Annotated in this window: 15 protein-coding genes and 3 other annotated features (1 of these 18 only partly in view); of the genes, 1 reads left to right on the plus strand and 14 read right to left on the minus strand. The window is 48.1% G+C overall.

Annotated features, from left to right (window positions below; genetic code table 11):
• Window positions 1-8 precede the first annotated feature (8 nt).
• From V1501_RS16155 to V1501_RS16170, 4 genes are all read right to left on the minus strand, one after another.
• Window positions 9-1751: an ABC transporter ATP-binding protein gene (locus V1501_RS16155; protein ID WP_409289694.1), complete on the minus strand. Its 1743-nt coding sequence runs from the start codon at window positions 1749-1751 to the stop codon at window positions 9-11.
• A gap of 381 nt (window positions 1752-2132) precedes the next feature.
• On the minus strand, window positions 2133-4547 hold the full coding sequence (gene pheT, locus V1501_RS16160) for a phenylalanine--tRNA ligase subunit beta (protein WP_409289696.1): 2415 nt from the start codon (window positions 4545-4547) through the stop codon (window positions 2133-2135).
• A gap of 16 nt (window positions 4548-4563) precedes the next feature.
• Window positions 4564-5604, minus strand: a complete 1041-nt coding sequence (gene pheS / locus V1501_RS16165) for a phenylalanine--tRNA ligase subunit alpha (protein ID WP_409289697.1) — start codon at window positions 5602-5604, stop codon at window positions 4564-4566.
• A 61-nt stretch (window positions 5605-5665) separates the two neighbouring features.
• Window positions 5666-5901 (minus strand) — a binding site (T-box leader).
• 253 nt (window positions 5902-6154) lie between these two features.
• Window positions 6155-6910: a TrmH family RNA methyltransferase gene (locus V1501_RS16170; RefSeq protein ID WP_409289698.1), complete on the minus strand. Its 756-nt coding sequence runs from the start codon at window positions 6908-6910 to the stop codon at window positions 6155-6157.
• A 122-nt stretch (window positions 6911-7032) separates the two neighbouring features.
• Between V1501_RS16170 and sspI the strand changes: the two genes are divergently transcribed.
• Complete coding sequence (gene sspI / locus V1501_RS16175; RefSeq protein WP_409289700.1) at window positions 7033-7242, plus strand: small acid-soluble spore protein SspI; 210 nt, start codon at window positions 7033-7035, stop codon at window positions 7240-7242.
• Between the two features lie 17 nt (window positions 7243-7259).
• Here the strand turns inward: sspI and V1501_RS16180 are convergent, their stop codons facing one another.
• From V1501_RS16180 to thrS, 10 genes are all read right to left on the minus strand, one after another.
• Entirely contained in the window at window positions 7260-7901 is a 642-nt protein-coding gene (locus V1501_RS16180; protein ID WP_409289702.1) for a M50 family metallopeptidase, read from the minus strand.
• 211 nt (window positions 7902-8112) lie between these two features.
• Complete coding sequence (locus tag V1501_RS16185; RefSeq protein WP_409289703.1) at window positions 8113-9879, minus strand: FTR1 family protein; 1767 nt, start codon at window positions 9877-9879, stop codon at window positions 8113-8115.
• 25 nt (window positions 9880-9904) lie between these two features.
• Window positions 9905-11203 (minus strand): iron uptake transporter deferrochelatase/peroxidase subunit, encoded by a 1299-nt coding sequence (efeB, locus tag V1501_RS16190; RefSeq protein WP_409289705.1) that lies wholly within the window; start codon window positions 11201-11203, stop codon window positions 9905-9907.
• Entirely contained in the window at window positions 11203-12057 is an 855-nt protein-coding gene (gene efeO / locus V1501_RS16195; RefSeq protein WP_409289707.1) for an iron uptake system protein EfeO, read from the minus strand. The genes efeB and efeO overlap by 1 nt, the downstream gene beginning before the upstream one ends.
• 266 nt (window positions 12058-12323) lie before the next feature.
• A complete protein-coding gene (gene dut / locus V1501_RS16200; protein ID WP_409289709.1) occupies window positions 12324-12770 on the minus strand; it encodes a dUTP diphosphatase in 447 nt (148 codons plus the stop codon).
• Window positions 12771-12801: 31 nt separating this feature from the next.
• Window positions 12802-13071, minus strand: a complete 270-nt coding sequence (locus tag V1501_RS16205; RefSeq protein WP_409289710.1) for a DUF1294 domain-containing protein — start codon at window positions 13069-13071, stop codon at window positions 12802-12804.
• A gap of 77 nt (window positions 13072-13148) precedes the next feature.
• A complete protein-coding gene (rplT, locus tag V1501_RS16210; RefSeq protein ID WP_409289712.1) occupies window positions 13149-13508 on the minus strand; it encodes a 50S ribosomal protein L20 in 360 nt (119 codons plus the stop codon).
• A 32-nt stretch (window positions 13509-13540) separates the two neighbouring features.
• The gene (gene rpmI / locus V1501_RS16215) at window positions 13541-13741 is read right to left on the minus strand and encodes a 50S ribosomal protein L35 (protein WP_204543049.1); all 201 of its coding nucleotides are present in this window, start codon (window positions 13739-13741) and stop codon (window positions 13541-13543) included.
• 21 nt (window positions 13742-13762) lie between these two features.
• Window positions 13763-14266, minus strand: a complete 504-nt coding sequence (infC, locus tag V1501_RS16220; protein WP_101640371.1) for a translation initiation factor IF-3 — start codon at window positions 14264-14266, stop codon at window positions 13763-13765.
• Between the two features lie 140 nt (window positions 14267-14406).
• Window positions 14407-14539: a sequence feature (ribosomal protein L20 leader region), on the minus strand.
• A gap of 163 nt (window positions 14540-14702) precedes the next feature.
• Window positions 14703-15908, minus strand: a complete 1206-nt coding sequence (gene thrS, locus V1501_RS16225) for a threonine--tRNA ligase (RefSeq protein WP_409289715.1) — start codon at window positions 15906-15908, stop codon at window positions 14703-14705.
• Between the two features lie 415 nt (window positions 15909-16323).
• Window positions 16324-16463, minus strand: a binding site (T-box leader); it runs 82 nt beyond the window's last position.

The raw sequence follows: 16463 nt of genomic DNA on the forward strand, positions 1-16463 counted from the left end.
CTTCCTTTTTATTCCTGACTCCTATCCGGCACCCTGAGCTGCCTTTCTGCAAACTCACGGTACAGCTCATGCGTTTCAAGGAGCTCGTGATGAGTCCCCCTGCCAGTGATCCTTCCCTTTTCAAGAAATATAATCTGATCTGCATCAATGACAGTTGACAGCCGGTGTGCAATCACAAGGGTTGTCCGCCCTTTCATTAAATTCTGAAGAGCTTCCTGAACCACGATTTCCGACTTGCTGTCAAGGCTTGAGGTTGCTTCATCCAGCATCAGGATCCTCGGATTCCTGAGGAGCGCCCGGGCTATAGCTATCCTCTGCCGCTGCCCGCCAGACAGCATGATACCCCGCTCACCCACTTCTGTATCATATTGCTTAGGAAGTTCCTCTATAAAAACATCAGCATAAGCCATCCTGCCCGCCTGCCGCAATTCCTCCTCGGATATCTTTCTATGGACTCCATAGCAGATATTTTCCCTTATCGTACCGGCATGCACCGGACTTTCCTGGGAAACATACCCGATCCCGCTCCTCCATGCTTTCAGGGAAATCTCCGATATCGGCTTTTTGCCGATTAGAATTTCGCCCGAATCTGGCGTATAGAATCTTTCCAGCAGGGAGAATAGTGTCGTTTTTCCGCTGCCGCTCGGACCGACGATGGCTGTGACGGATGATGGATTGACCGTGAAACTCACTGCATCCAGGACCTTCCCTCCGGATTGATAGCCGTATGTAACCTCCTTCAGGGTGATGGCCTGGCCTGGCTCTACTTCTTCTGATCCTTTATCCAGTTCCTCCACATCAAGGGATAAAATACCCATGACCTTCTCCGTCGCCCCAAGTGTTTTCTGGAACTGTGTGAAAAAGGCGGCAATCGATGTGATCGGCATGATGATCTGGAATAAGTAAATAAAGAACGCCACCAGTTCACCAGCCGTCATCATCCCCGTTGATACTCTCAGTCCCCCATATCCGATGATCAGCACGAGAATAATGATGATCATCGAAGAGATCAAGGGGGACAGAAGTGCCTGAATGACTCCTTCTTTTATCCCAAGGCGGAAAAGTGAATGGATCCCCTGCCTTCCCCGCTGGTACTCCATCTCTTCCGCATTCGATGCCTTCACAAGACGTATATCCGCAAGGACCCGGGTAAGATTGGCAGAAAAGCCTGCCGTTTCATCCTGAAGGCTCCTTGAGATTTTCACCATCTTCCTCCCGACCGGGATTAAGATCAGCATGGATAGCGGGATAACAGAAAACATCACCAGAGTCAGCGGCCAGTCCAGGAAGAATAGGACGATGATTGTCCCGATGATGGAGATGACACCTGATATAAAACCGACCAGATGCTCTGTAATCAAATTTTTGATGATGCCCGTATCATTCGTCATCCTGCTGACGGTATCACCCGTCTGATGAGTATCATAATACGGGACCTTTAAAATCAACAGCCTGCCCCACACCCTTTCTCTTAGAGAAGCGATAACATGCTGCCCGACTCTCGCAAGCATGTAAACAGATATCCCTCCTGCTATCGCCTGGGCAAAAAAAGCCGCTGTGATCCAGCCGATCAGTCCATAATCCAAAGAACGTGCAAATCCGTCTATCACCTTGCTAGTGAACAGCGGTATGGAAAGCCCCGCTGCCGTATTTAGCAGGCTGAGAAAAAGGGCTGTGCCAAATAGAAGCCTCGGCGGCTTTGTTTCTTTTATAAGCCCCAGCAAAAGCTTCCAGCTTGACTCGCGCTTCATATGGTCCGCCTCCTTGTTTTCTTGATCAATCCCAAATCCTCAGGAGCCGCCTTTACCAGGCTGATGATTCCCTTTGACGCCCACTCCAGCAGCCAGAAGAATCATCAAAAATTGAAAATCCTGAGTCCCGGCTCTCCCGATCACTTTTACTCCGGGTTCTCTTTTTCCTGAGTTTAATTCCCTGTTTTTTCAGCTTTGGATAATACAAATAGGGTCCCCCATAACATGACTTTGATAAAATTTCCAGGTTATCCCTTATTTACGAACCAGGGCTGTCCTGGTTTCAATTTCGGACAACAGGAATTTCGCTGGATGAAAACGAAAGCCGGCTCCCCGGAAACAGCTGAACTGATCCGAAAAGCCGGCCTTCTAGACTCTTATTTATGCTCTCAGCACTGCACCAGTCTTGTCTTCGACTGCCTTCAATACTTTTTCATGGGCGCGGGTTACTTCCTCATCAGTAAGCGTGCGTTCCGGATCCACATATTTCAGCGAGAAGGCAAGGGATTTCTTGCCCTGTTCCATCCGTTCTCCCTCATATAAATCAAAGACAGCTATCTCTTTCAAAAGCCTGCCTCCGGCTGAAGATATCACATCATAGATTGTGCCTGCCGCTACATCTCTATCTACAACAAGGGCTATATCCCTGGTGATGGACGGGAATCTAGGGATTGCCTGGTATGCAATCGGCGCTGTTTCTGCCGTAAGCAAGGCCTGCAGCGATATTTCAAACACATACGTTTCTTTTAAATCCATATCTTTTTGGACCTTCGGATGAATCTGGCCCACAAATCCTATAGTTTCGCCATTCAGCATTATAGCGGCTGTCCGTCCCGGATGCATGCCCTCTGCTTCTGCTGCTTCAAAATTGATGGCACTGCCCAGTCCAAGCACTTCAAAGAGACCTTCGAGAATGCCTTTTGCCACATAGAAATCAACAGGCTTTTTCTCGCCCTGCCATGGATGAGTTACCCATAGACCGGTCATTGCCCCGGCAAGATGTTCCTTTTCAAGAGGCAGTTCCTCTCCTCCGTTCTTCTGGAACACAGAGCCAGTTTCATAGATGGCAAGTGATTCGGCCTGTCTGGCTGTATTGTACTTCAGAACTTCAATAAGCTGCGGCACGATGCTCAGGCGGAGGGTGCTGCGGTCTTCACTCATCGGCATGGCAAGCTTGATTGCTTCACCTTTTTCAAGTGCATATTGGCCTGCTTTCTCTTCTGAGGTCAGAGAATAAGTCACAGCCTGGTACAGTCCTGCTCCTTCGAGATAACTCTTTGTTTTTCTGCGTTTCAGCTGATAGCTGCTCAGACCGCCGGGAGTTGACTCGGCCACAGGCAGGGTTTTCGGAAGATGGTCATATCCATAGAGACGCGCAACTTCCTCGATCAAGTCTGCTTCGATGGTGATGTCTCCCCGTCTTGTTGGTACTGTGACAATAATCTCATTTCCTTCAGTTTCAGCCTGGAACTGCAGGCGGCTGAAAATATCCATCACCGTATCAAGGACGAGCCCGGTACCCAGCAGTCTGTTTATTGCCTCAAGGCTGGTTGACACTACAGCCGGTTCTGCCTTCAGGGTATCTGCAATTACCGTTCCACTCAAGACTGTTCCCCCGGCATATTCAGCCATCAGGCTTGCTGCACGTTCAGCTGCCTTAAGGACACGGGCGGGATCCACGCCTTTTTCATAACGGGAGCTCGCCTCACTCCGAAGATTCTGCCCCTTGGAGCTCTTTCTGATTACAGGACCAGTAAAATAGGCTGATTCCAGAAGGACGGTAATGGTATCCAAACCAACCTCTGAGTTGGCACCGCCCATGACACCGGCAATTGCAACCGGCTTACTGCCGTCTGTGATGACCAGGTTGTCACCATTCAGGGTGCGCTCTGCGTCATCAAGCGTGACAATCTTTTCGCCCTCATGGGCACGCCGTACAAGGATTTCCTTTGAGCCAATCTTGTCATAGTCGAAAGCATGAAGCGGCTGTCCGTATTCCAGCAGGACAAAATTTGTAATATCCACGATGTTATTATGCGGCCTGATTCCGCTGTTCATAAGCAGGGTCTGCATCCAGAGAGGAGACGGCCCCACTTTTACATCCTTAATGACCTTTGCCGTGTATAATGGATTATCTTCTTCTGCATCCACACGGACTGAGATATAGTCCGAAGCCTGTTCGCTTGCGGCAGTGCTGCCAGTTTCAGGCCATTTCACTTCCCTGCCGAGGATGGCGCCGACTTCATACGCAACTCCCAGCATACTCATGGCATCAGCCCGGTTTGGGGTAAGACCAAGCTCCAGGATAGAATCGTCCAATCCGAGCTGTGACAGGGCGTCCTCGCCGACTTCAGCATCAGCCGGGAAGACGAAAATGCCAGTGGAATAATCCTTTGCCACAACCTTGGGCTCGATCCCCAATTCCTGAAGCGAGCAGATCATCCCATTGGATTCTTCCCCGCGGAGCTTCGCTTTTTTTATTTTGAAGTTTCCTGGAAGCACGGCCCCGACAGTAGCTACTGCAACCTTCTGCCCCTTGTCGACATTCGGTGCGCCGCAGATGATCTGTACTGGCTGATCTCCCCCAAGATCCACCTGGCATTTGTTCAGTTTGTCAGCCTGTGGATGCTTTTCCTTCTCGACCACATGGCCGATGACAACACCTTTAAGTCCTTCGCTCTTCTTTTCGACACCTTCTACTTCAATCCCGCTCTTCGTGATTTTCTCTGCAAGCTCTTCCGGTGAAATGCCGGACAGATCTACATAATCCTGCAGCCATTTATATGAAACAAACATGATTCATCCTCCTTCTTTAACCTTCATGCTTGAAAAACTGTGATAAGAAACGAACATCATTTGTATAGAAATGGCGGATATCATCCACTCCATACTTAAGCATCGCGATACGCTCCGGCCCCATTCCGAACGCGAACCCTGTATATTTTTTAGAATCAAAGCCGGCCATTTCCAATACATTCGGGTGAACCATGCCTGCTCCCAGGATCTCAATCCAGCCAGTTCCCTTACAGACACTGCAGCCTTTTCCGCCGCAGACTTTGCAGGAAATATCCATTTCCACAGAAGGCTCTGTGAAAGGGAAGAAGCTTGGACGCAGCCTGATTTCGCGGTCTTCTCCGAACATTTTTTTCGCGAACACATCAAGCGTGCCTTTTAAATCGCTCATCCTGATGTTCTCATCCACTACAAGTCCTTCAATCTGCATAAATTGATGGGAATGGGTAGCATCGTCATTATCCCGGCGGTATACCTTTCCGGGGCAGATAATTTTAACCGGACCGCGGCCTTCATGCTTCTCCATCGTCCTTGCCTGCACAGGTGAAGTGTGGGTGCGGAGCAGGATTTCTTCTGTAATATAAAAAGAGTCCTGCATATCCCGCGCCGGATGTCCCTTTGGTAGATTCAGCGCTTCAAAGTTATAATAATCCTTCTCGACCTCGGGACCTTCGGCAACCTGGTAGCCCATTCCGATGAAAAGATCTTCAATTTCTTCTACTACCATTGTAAGCGGATGCCGGCTGCCCTGTTTAACCGGCCTTCCCGGCAGGGTTACATCAATTTTCTCTGCAGCCAGCTTTTCAGAAATGGCCGCTTCCTCCAGCTGCGCCTGTTTTTGTTCGATGCCGGCTGCGATGGCTTCTCTCACATCGTTTGCTAGAGCCCCGATGACTGGACGCTCTTCGGCAGAAAGCTTGCCCATCCCGCGCAGCACTTCAGTAATCGGCCCTTTTTTGCCAAGATATGAAACCCTTACTTCATTCAATTCCTTTAGGCCCTGTGCTTCCGCCGCTTTTTGAAGCGCTTCAGCCTGGAGTTCCTGCAGTCTTTCCTTCATTTTTTAAATCCTCCTTATCGTTATAGAGCTAAGAAAAGAAAACAAAAAGCCCCGTCCCCAAAAAAGGGACGAGGCATTGATTCGCGGTACCACCCTTGTTAACGCTAAAACTTTCAGCGCTCACTCAATTAGGATAACGGCTATGGCCGGGTGCATCTTTACACAGATTCTGTGGTCCCGATGCCGACTCAAGAGGTGAACTTCACACGAGCCATCCTTTGAAAATGCTCTCAGTCCAGGCATTTTCTCCCTTAAAAGGAATCCGCAAGCGCTACTCTTCTCTATCATTGTCTTTTCTTATTAAAATTTATTACTTATTATAATATAACCCAACAGACGTTTCAAATTTAATTTTTACAGAAGTCTGTTTCCGGTTTATTAAAGATTTACGCTACAGGCACCCCGCCTGCGCTGGGCGGGCGGTGTCCCACCTCGTCTTAGCCTGAGGGGTCTCACCTTTCAGCCGAATAACCCTATACAATTTAATCATCTTGTAAAACTCATTTAGAAAAGTGCATTATAGAATATGCAGCGGCAAGTCTGCCTGCTGTTATTTTTTTAGATGATACAGGAGAATCCCTGCTGCCACTGCTACGTTCAGGGACTCGCTCCTGCCATATAGCGGGATATAGAGATTTTGATTGGTCTCGGCCAGATATCTGTCGTCTACGCCCTTTCCCTCATTCCCTACGAGCAGGGCAAAGCGCTCCTGCTTTTCAGCAGTTTCAAAGGGCACCGCCCCTTTTAGCGAGGTTCCGTATACTGGTATGCCTTTTTCCTTAAGTGATGCCATGAAGCCGGACAGCTCCGATTTGACTACCGGTATATGAAAAAGGCTTCCCTGTGTCGATCGGATGACCTTTGGATTATAAGGGTCCGCACTGCCCTCCCCCAAAATGACACCATCCATTCCGGCTGCATCTGCTGTCCGTATCATCGTTCCGAGATTGCCCGGATCCTGCACGGCATCCACCAGCAGGAACTGTCCGCCGCCAGTGATCGCTGCCTCAGCATGCCTCTGTTCACAGATTGCCGCAATTCCCTGTGGGGCTTCTGTATCAGAAACGGACCTCATAACCTCGGCCGAAACATATGTGATATCCTGTCCGCTAAGATCCAGCGTAGATGGCAGTCCAATATCCTCCTGGAGAATGATTTCCAAAACCAGGTCTTTCTCCTTCAGGGCTTCTTCCACTAAATGAAATCCCTCAATTAAATATTTACCCGTTTTATCCCGCTCTTTCTTTGTGAGCAGCTTCTTCCACTGCTTTACAGAAGGGTTCTTGGGAGATTCAATATATTTCAATCCGGTTTTCCCTCCTTGATATTCAACACTGATTTTCCTATTATAGCCCAGATTTCACACATATTAAATGCCGGAAAAGCAAAAGCTATCTAAGGAAAACAAATTATGCTGGAGGGAATAAAATGAACATTAACCTGCGCCATGCGGTAGTACATAATGTCACCGGCCACACACCAGACCAGATCGAGGCTACCATATTGGATGCCATTCAAAAGGGCGAGGAAAAAATGCTCCCAGGACTCGGCGTACTTTTTGAAATCCTCTGGAAAAACGCACCTGCAAATGAAAAAAAGGAAATGATTCAGCTCCTTGAAAACGGCCTGAACCGATAATCGCCGGGGGGTGCTCCCTATATACAAGTGCAGCAGACCACAGCAAATGCTGCCACGGCTGTCCCGAAAAAGGTGATTCCCCACACCTGGGCGGGAATGAAGGTGAATTGCGCGAGGCTGGATGCATCCCCCGCCTCCCCGGGGCTCTTGAAGCTCAGGCAGAGAATATGGAAGGCTGAATAAAGGGACTGGACGAGGACAGTCCCTGCCAATAGCATGGAAACCCCTGTCACCCATACTGTACTGCCCGTTGAAAGCACCCACCCAAGGAACGCAAGAAAGCCGGCACACCAGATTATGCCGTACATATTCCGTACCCAGAACAAAAGTGCCGCTGCAGCCAGCAAAAACAAACTATAAAATACCCATTGGGCATGGCCGTTTGAAAGCAGGATAAAGAAGAGTAAACCAATTCCTGAAGAAAAAGGATAGCCGGCCAGACTGGTCATGATTCTGCCCATACTTGATCTGGATCCTGTCAGGATGACGCCTTCCGAATTGGAAAACAGCTTCATGCTCTTTACTTTCCCATCGAACATCAATGCAGTGAGGGCATGTCCTGTTTCATGAACCAAAGTATGAAGCACATTCACATGACGTCCGATTAAAGGCAGGCGGCACAAAATGGCCGCCGAAATGATATACGCAGCCAGGATCAATGTTATCCTCTCCTTTCATGACAATCTCCTGCTTTCCATTCTTGCCTGAGCTGAACCATATGAAACATTCCAGGTACTGTTTATCGCTGGCTTGGTCTTATATTGGTGTTTTATGACATTTTAGGCTGTTCCATCTGAATTCAGGCAACTCTAACAGTCCAGTATCCCTTTCCACCATTAAAATAAGCGGCTGCCCCAGGCAGCCGCTATATTATTTGGCAGCAACCGCTCCTGCCGTTTCTTTTTTTCTGATAAGCCATGCAGCCATTCCAATGATCAAGAGGAGCAAAACCTGTGTGACTGCGGTCTCCAATGTTGGATAGAATCCAATCGGCTCAATGAAAGGAAGGCTGGTAACTGTAGTGGTCGGGAACACTTTTGAAATTTGCAGGGCATGGATGCTGACTCCAAGGATTTTAAAAGCAAGTACGTAAATCAGGAGAGTGGCTGCCCTGAAAAAGATCCGGACCGGAATTTTGACTGAGTAGGAGATGATGGCATACCCGGCGCCAGCCAATATAATCACAGCGACGACAATCCCTGTTACAAGCTGCTGCATGCTTATATAGGGGGTGATGCCTGTATAGAAGATGATGGTTTCTGCACCTTCACGGAAAACGGATAGAAAGCTGATCACGGCAAATGACAGGAGGCTTCCTTTTGCGACCGCCTGATTCATCTGCTGTTTAATATACCTGTTCCAGCTGCCTATATTGGATTTTTTGTGGAGCCAGACACCGACTGTCAGCATCATGATGACAGCAAGCAGTCCTATCAGGCCCTCGATGTATTCCCTGCTTGAGGCAGCGGTGAGGCTGGAAAATAACATATGTATGACTATAGCCAATATTGCACTGGCAAATACACCAGCAGCGACTCCGGTCCATATCCACTTCTGTTTGTCTCCCTGCCCCATCTGCTTTAGGAAAGAGAGCAGCAAGGCGACGATGAGCAGTCCTTCCAGGCCTTCGCGCAGCAGAATCAGCGCTGAATCCCAGGATGAATAGCTGGTTTTCTTTAACAGAGGCGCAAGCCTGTCGCCAAGATCCCCCACTATGGATCCTGCTTTTTCAGCATCCACTTTTTTTGAGTTTAATAGACTGAGAGCGGCAGGCACCCTTGTTTCCATGTCACTGTACAATCCGCTGTCCCTCGTCTGGACATCTCCCTCGACCATCGGCCAGATGGTAAGGAGTTTATTCAGGCCTTTCACGGCGTCCTTATGCTGTCCGCCTGCTATCTGTTCTTCTGCTTCATTTAATAAGCCAAATACATCTGAAAGCGAATAATCTCCTTTTACTTGTTTGGCTGACTTGCCTGCTATGAAGTTTTCAACTTCTGTATGTAAATTTTTCAAACTCCTGTCTGCCTTGGCCAGATCTGCAGGCTCCTGGGTAATGGAAATACGAATCAGTGCAAGATGCCGTTCAATGTTTCCATAAGAAGCAATGCTTTTATCATGCACGAACTTCTCGGAAGCCGTCCATTGCATCATGACCTTTCCGTAAAATGAAGAAAGGTCATGATTGGCTGGGTTTTCTGCAGCTTTCTCAAAATCGGCGATGACCGGCAGAAGCTTTTTCACCTGTTCCATCCCTGCTGCCTCATCAGCAGGGTTTTGCTGTTTATCATAAGCGGCCAGCGCGCTTGACAGAGAGGACAATGCACGGGCCAGCCCTTCTTCATCCATCGTGTCTTCAGCAAGCAGGCTGTTGACCTCTTTTACTTTTTTATCAACCGTCCCTGCCTGTTTGCTGCCGGCATCTTTGATGGCTTTCCAGTCCGCTGAAAACTGATTCATGTTGGCTGTGATGGTTTCCTTGTCCCCATCCTTTGCTTTCATCAGGCTGTCGCCGATGAGAACAAACAGCTCATCATGATTTTCCCCGGCTGCTGACCCTTGGCCTGCCTGGAAGAACAGGGATAGTGCAAACAGAATGATCAGTGTTTTTGCATAAAAGGCCATTCGTTTCATCATATATCTCTCCTCAGTGAATAGGGGACTAGTTAAAAAGAGTTTCTCCTATATAACCGCCTGGCCTTGTGCCAGGCAGGCAGGCGAATAAAGCGCTGCCGCGATGTGATGTATATTCATTTAGCTTGTCACTCTTGGCCAGCCGCTCCTGGATGGGGATGAACTGCCTGCTCGGCATCCGCTGGAAGCACATGAACAGGAGTCCGGCATCAAAGCTGCCGGTTTTTACATCCATGCCGCTGGAGTAGGAAAATCCCCGGCGCAGTATCTGCTGTGAGCCATCTCCATGGGAGAGGCGTGAATGGGAATTTTCAGGAATGGTGTATTCCCCATTCTCATTTTTGTGTTTCAGATCCAGTTTATCGAATTCAGAATGTTTACCAAGCGGAGCACCGGTGCTGCGATGCCTGCCAAAGGTGTTCTCCTGTTCCTTCAGATTGGTACGGTCCCACACCTCCAGGAACATCTGGATCCTTCTCACCACAAGATAACTGCCTCCGACAAGCCAGTTCGGGCCGTCTCCGGGCTGGACCCAGATATGCTTGTTCATTTCTGCTTCGCTGCTTGTATCCAAATTCACGGTCCCATCCTTGAATCCAAATAAATTCCGGGGAGTACCTTCCTTCTTATCAGACTGTCTGGAACGCTGAAAGCCAGGCTGGGCCCATTTTAATACAGCCTTGCCCCTTGCAATCCTGATTAGATTCCTTACCGCGTGGAAGGCAACCTGCTGGTCATCCGCACACGCCTGTATGCAGAGATCGCCGCCGGTCCATTCTTCTTCCAATGCATCAAGCTGAAACTTCGGAAGGTCTTTCAATTCCTTTGGCTGTTTATGCTTTAAGCCAAATCGGTCCTTTCCATTCTTTACAAAAAGGCTTGGACCGACACCAAACGTAATTGTTAGATGGGACGGTGACAATCCGTCTGCCTCTCCAGTATCCTTCGGGGGCAGATATCCATTGTCTGTATGGCCGCCGACCGGCTTTCCTTCAGTCAAGAGTGCGGCTGCCTCTGTCCAGGACTTAAACAGACGGGAGAGATCCCCTTTACTTGAAGCTGTCACATCCAGCGATGCAAAATATACATGGTCCTGCGGCTTTGTAAGGATTCCGCCCTGATGCTTTCCGTAGAAAGGGATAATATCTTCCTTCTCTTGTGCACTGCTTTCGGCATTGCTCTCAGTAATTGAAAGCAGGCTGCCGAGTCCTGAGGCCCCTATGAGCACTCCCACACCGCCGACACCAGCCGTTTTAAGGATCTCTCTCCTTGAAAACTTTTTGCCGCCTCTATTCCCTTCTGCTTTTCCGTTTACATCTCCAGCCATTAAGATGCCTCCGTTGCTATTCCGATTTGGGAGAGCGGTTCGGCCAGCGCATCGATTGCCTGGCTGAGCTCCTTTACCTCCGCTTTTGTAAGGTCTGTGTAGAGTTTGTACCCATCGCCATTTTTCTGCTGGTCCAGCAGGCTGAACACATGGGCAAAACGGTCACCGATTTCCTTCGAAAGTTCTGCATCCTTTTCTTTGAGGGCAGGGTCCAGGAGCTGGTAGATTTTTTCCGCTCCCTCTACATTTGCAGCAAAGTCATACAGGTCGGTGTGGGAATATCGGTCTTCTTCACCTGTTACCTTTGATGTGGAAACCTCGTTCAACAGATCCACCGCACCCGTGATCAATAAGTCCGGCGTCACTTCAACCGTATCCGCCTTCGCCCTGAGCAGATTTACGTCCTTCAAGAGCTGATCCGCATATTTCTCATAGCCTTTTGTTGTTTTTTCCTGCCATAACCCTTTTTCAAGCCGGTGGTATCCGCCCCATTCAGAAGCAGGGACATCGCCTTCCCTGGCATCGATTTTAGGGTCCAGATCGCCAAATGCCTCAGCAATTGGCTCGGCGCGCTCATAGTGGACGCGGGCAGGAGCGTACAATGCTTTGGCTTTTTCCACATCTCCGGCCTTCACTGCAGCGGTGAAGGCGTCTGTCGCTTTTACAAACTGTTCAATCTCCCCGATTGCATAAGCCCGATATTGGTCCGTTACCTCTTTAAGGGCTTTTTCATTGGATTCTGTTTTTTTATTTTCTTTTGCCGGTTCGCTTTTTTCAGCCTGTTCTTTGTTTGAACATCCAAATAGGAGGCTGCCCGATAACATCAGGGCTCCTGTTATTTTAATTGCTTTCATTATGTAATCCTCCAGGGTTATCAGTAATGATAATCATTTTCATTTATCATCATAACAGCAATTGAGAAGTATATTCAATGGTAAATTTATATTTTTAGAGTTTTCTTAATTTGAAGGCATAGAAAAAGAGTAACCCGCATCTGGATTACTCGTAATTGTCGCTATTATTGGGTGTGACTTAAGATGACGCGGGTGATGGCAGCCGCAGGTTCCGCCTGTAAGCCAAAGCAATAAAACTGCCTGCATCCCGCCAGTCCCGGTTCGGGCTAATCCGCCTGCCGGGTCCCGGTAGACCCGAAGCCGCCCTGCCCCCGAACGGAAGCAGATAATTCCCCAGCCTCCGAAATAGTTACCCGGGCTACAGGTGCTACAACAAGCTGGGCAATCCTCATCTGCTTTTCCACTTTGAAGTCTTCCCGGCCATGATTGATTAAGATGACCTTGATTTCCCCTCTGTATCCTTCATCAATGGTCCCCGGACTGTTCAGTACTGTAACGGAATGCTTTAATGCCAGACCGCTCCTTGGCCTTACCTGGGCTTCCGTACCTTCGGGAAGCTCTATCGCAATTCCCGTGCTGATCAGCTCCGCTGCTCCGGGCCTGATGATTTTCTCTTCTGCCGAAGCGAGGTCTAGACCCGCGTCCCCGGGATTCGCCTGGTGCGGCAGAAGCGCGTCATCATTCAATAGTTTGACTTTTAAGTTGTAGTTCATCGTAGACTTCTCCTTATCCATCCATACTCTACTATTTTAATAAAAGATACAGCAGGAACAGATGGGCAAGCGCCAGCAGCGGAAAGCCCAGCTTAAAGGAAAGGTGCCTCGTTTTATGCCTGAAGAGGTACATCGCCATCCACGCACCGAGGGAGCCCCCGCCTGCCGCAAAGAGCCAGAGCGTGCTTTCCGCAATTCTGTATTGGTTCTTCCTTGCCTTTTCCTTATCTGCTTTCATTATGCCAAGGGCTGCCATATTGATGATCAGAAAATATGATAGTAAGATATGTATCCCTTCCATTATCCTGCTTTCCTTCTAATTTTATAGTCATGCATCCAATAAAAAAAGATGCCCGAAGACCGAGCATCCCTTATATATTACTGGTTAAGGTGTTTCTTAGCTGCGTTTGCAAATTCAGCAAATGCATTAGCATCGCTTACAGCAAGCTCAGCAAGCATTTTGCGGTTTACATCGATGCCGGCAAGCTTCAAACCGTGCATTAAACGGCTGTAAGAAAGACCGTTCATGCGTGCAGCTGCATTGATACGAGTGATCCAAAGCTTACGGAAGTCGCGCTTTTTCTGACGGCGATCACGGAATGCATATTGCAGGGATTTCATTACTTGTTGGTTAGCTACCTTGAAGAGAATGTGCTTTGCACCATAGTAACCTTTAGCTAATTTTATGACTTTTTTACGACGTTTGCGAGTAACAGTACCGCCTTTTACACGTGGCATGTTATTTCCCTCCTATATAAATCTCGGTTAAATTACTTAATGTTGTCTAACATGTGGCGAATGCGTTTGAAGTCACCTTTGCTGACTAGGCTGGCTTTGCGAAGCTTACGCTTGGCTTTAGTAGACTTGTTTGCAAATAAGTGGCTTGTGTAAGCGTTGGAACGCTTCAGTTTACCGGATCCAGTCTTTTTGAAGCGCTTAGCTGATCCACGGTGAGTTTTCATTTTTGGCATAAGGGATTCCTCCTCATAACATTACTTTTCGTTTTTAGGTGCTAATAAGATAAACATGCTCCGGCCATCCATTTTAGGATGAGTTTCAATAGTAGAAATATCTTTGCACGCTGCCGAGAAACGGTCAAGCACACGCTGGCCTATCTCTTTATGTGTGATTGCACGTCCTTTGAAGCGGATAGATGCTTTTACTTTGTCTCCCTTTTCAAGGAATTTGCGGGCATTCTTCAGCTTTGTATTAAAATCGTGTTCTTCGATTGTCGGGCTGAGGCGCACCTCTTTAAGATTGATAATCTTTTGGTTTTTGCGTGCTTCTTTATCTTTCTTTTGCTGCTCGAAACGATGTTTTCCATAGTCCATGATACGGGCTACTGGAGGCTTTGCATTTGGAGCAACCAATACGACGTCAAGATTTACACGCGCAGCAATTTCTAAGGCTTCAAATTTTGTTTTGATTCCTAATTGCTCTCCGTTTTGGTCAATTAGACGAAGTTCGCGGGCACGGATGCCCTCGTTTACCATCATGTCTTGTTTGCTAATAATTAGCCACCTCCAAGGTTTTTTCGGCGAACGAAGCGTTTTGAGTAAAATTAAAGCTTGTTTGGACTGTCTGCTTCAAACAAACGCTTTTACATTCACCATGATCAGCAATTGCATCTAAGTAAGCAAATAAAAAAGTGCGGATGCAAGATACACCCACACTGATAGACTAAATAGACAAAGTCAGTTAATCATCATGAACCTGCTAACAGCTTATGCGTCAGACCAGGTGAGAAGCGGGTGCCTCTTCTTTTTCTCAAACACGTATTCAATTCACCTTAGAAAATATATCATGGAAAACGGCTAGGTGTCAACCACTTAATTATTTTTCACAACAGAAGTAATCATATCAAACTTACCTCTTACTTGCAAGCGGTATTTTAAAAAACTGAAAATTAATTCACTGTGCGGTCCCGGATCTTCAATTCTCCATCTCTGAAGAAAACTTTTCGAGAATCTGGCTGATGTTCAATGCGTCCTGCTTTTTATCCTTTCGCCCTCTTACAGACATGATGCCGCTTTGCATCTCCCTGTCTCCAATGACAATCATATAGGGAATCTTCTGCATCTCTGCTTCACGGATTTTCAGGCCGATTTTTTCCGGACGGGGATCGATTTCAATGCGTATGCCCGCCGCTTCGAGTTCATTCCTGACTTTTAACGCAAAATCCAAATGCACCTCTGATATCGGGATAATTCCTGCCTGAACCGGAGCAAGCCACAATGGGAATCCGCCTCCAAAATGTTCGATAAGAATGGCCATAAAGCGTTCGATTGATCCATAGATAGCCCGGTGGATCATGACAGGCACATGCGCCTTTCCGTTTTCCCCGATATATGTGCATCCGAATTTCCGGGGCATCTGGAAGTCGAGCTGAACTGTCCCGCACTGCCAGCTTCTCCCGAGCGAATCCATGATATGAAAATCAATCTTGGGGCCGTAGAAGGCCCCATCCCCTTCATTGACCTTGAACAGAAGTCCCTTAGACTTCAGGACTGATGCCAGGGATGCCTCCGCTTTATCCCATATTTCTACTTCTCCCATAAACTCCTCCGGGCGTGTGGAGAGCTCGACTTCATACCGGAAGCCAAACTTTTCATAAAACACATGAATCAAATCGAGTATGGCACTGATTTCAGCCTCTATTTGATCTTCCCGTACAAACAGATGGGCATCATCCTGTGTGAAGGACCTGACCCTGAGCAGTCCATTCAGCGAGCCGGACAGCTCGTGGCGGTGCACGAGCCCGAGCTCGGCAAATCGGGCCGGCAGCTCCCGGTAGCTCCTTAGTCTGCTGTTATAGACCAGGACGGCGCCGGGACAGCTCATCGGCTTAATGGCATAACGCCTGCCATCCACATCCGAGAAATACATATTTTCATGATAATGTTCCCAATGTCCCGACTTCTCCCAAAGCTCCTGCTTCATCATGATGGGAGTCTTGATTTCCTGATAGCCGGCAAGCCGATGCTTTGTTTTCCAAAAAGCTTCAAGCTCATTTCTTAACGCCATGCCTTTTGGCAGGAAGAATGGCATCCCGGGCGCTTCCTCCATTGATGTAAACAATCCAAGCTCCTGTCCCAGTTTCCTGTGGTTCCTTAACTCCATTTCATCTGCTGGTTTCATTCCTTCTCCTCCTAGATTTTAAATATAAAAAAACGGCGCACACCCTCCCTGTAAATAGGGACGATGTACGCCGTGGTTCCACCCTGATTTCAAGCTGCTGCCATGACCTTAAGCCTCCTCACAAGCACTCTATGCTTATTTGGGGAAGTCCTTAGGCCTTTAGGCAGCTGCTCCTCATTAAAGATAACGGATTAACCGATTACAGATACTTGGGTTCCCTGTAATTGCTCAAGGGGGGTATAGGATACAGACTGCTTTAAAGGCTTTCAGCCGGGGCCTTTTTCTCTGTAAGAGAGCCTTATATCCTGCATATCCCTGTCATTGCATATATATTTAATTTGCCGGAAATTGGCGGCTTTGCGGGAGCTTTAGCCCGCCTGAAAAAGGGTACAAAAAAGGCGCACATCATCCCGTGATTAGGGACGATGTGCGCCGTGGTTCCACCCTGATTCCATGAAGGCTCAGCCTCCATGCTTCATAAGAGAATAACGGTCTTACCCGATTATGGATACTATGATTTCCCCATAATGGCTCGGCAGGCGGTAAATCAGCCAT

This window comes from Paraperibacillus esterisolvens (genome assembly GCF_046237625.1).
GTDB classification, from domain to species: Bacteria; Bacillota; Bacilli; order Bacillales; family DSM-1321; genus Paraperibacillus; species Paraperibacillus esterisolvens.

Bases quoted from the DNA above. Each gene is read 5' to 3' on its own strand.
- V1501_RS16155 (WP_409289694.1), bottom strand. From the start codon at position 1,751: ATGAAGCGCGAGTCAAGCTGGAAGCTTTTGCTGGGGCTTATAAAAGAA.
- pheT (WP_409289696.1), bottom strand. From the start codon at position 4,547: ATGTTTGTTTCATATAAATGGCTGCAGGATTATGTAGATCTGTCCGGC.
- pheS (WP_409289697.1), bottom strand. From the start codon at position 5,604: ATGAAGGAAAGACTGCAGGAACTCCAGGCTGAAGCGCTTCAAAAAGCG.
- sspI (WP_409289700.1), top strand. From the start codon at position 7,033: ATGAACATTAACCTGCGCCATGCGGTAGTACATAATGTCACCGGCCAC.
- V1501_RS16185 (WP_409289703.1), bottom strand. From the start codon at position 9,879: ATGATGAAACGAATGGCCTTTTATGCAAAAACACTGATCATTCTGTTT.
- efeB (WP_409289705.1), bottom strand. From the start codon at position 11,203: ATGGCTGGAGATGTAAACGGAAAAGCAGAAGGGAATAGAGGCGGCAAA.
- efeO (WP_409289707.1), bottom strand. From the start codon at position 12,057: ATGAAAGCAATTAAAATAACAGGAGCCCTGATGTTATCGGGCAGCCTC.
- dut (WP_409289709.1), bottom strand. From the start codon at position 12,770: ATGAACTACAACTTAAAAGTCAAACTATTGAATGATGACGCGCTTCTG.
- V1501_RS16205 (WP_409289710.1), bottom strand. From the start codon at position 13,071: ATGGAAGGGATACATATCTTACTATCATATTTTCTGATCATCAATATG.
- rplT (WP_409289712.1), bottom strand. From the start codon at position 13,508: ATGCCACGTGTAAAAGGCGGTACTGTTACTCGCAAACGTCGTAAAAAA.
- rpmI (WP_204543049.1), bottom strand. From the start codon at position 13,741: ATGCCAAAAATGAAAACTCACCGTGGATCAGCTAAGCGCTTCAAAAAG.
- infC (WP_101640371.1), bottom strand. From the start codon at position 14,266: ATGATGGTAAACGAGGGCATCCGTGCCCGCGAACTTCGTCTAATTGAC.
- thrS (WP_409289715.1), bottom strand. From the start codon at position 15,908: ATGAAACCAGCAGATGAAATGGAGTTAAGGAACCACAGGAAACTGGGA.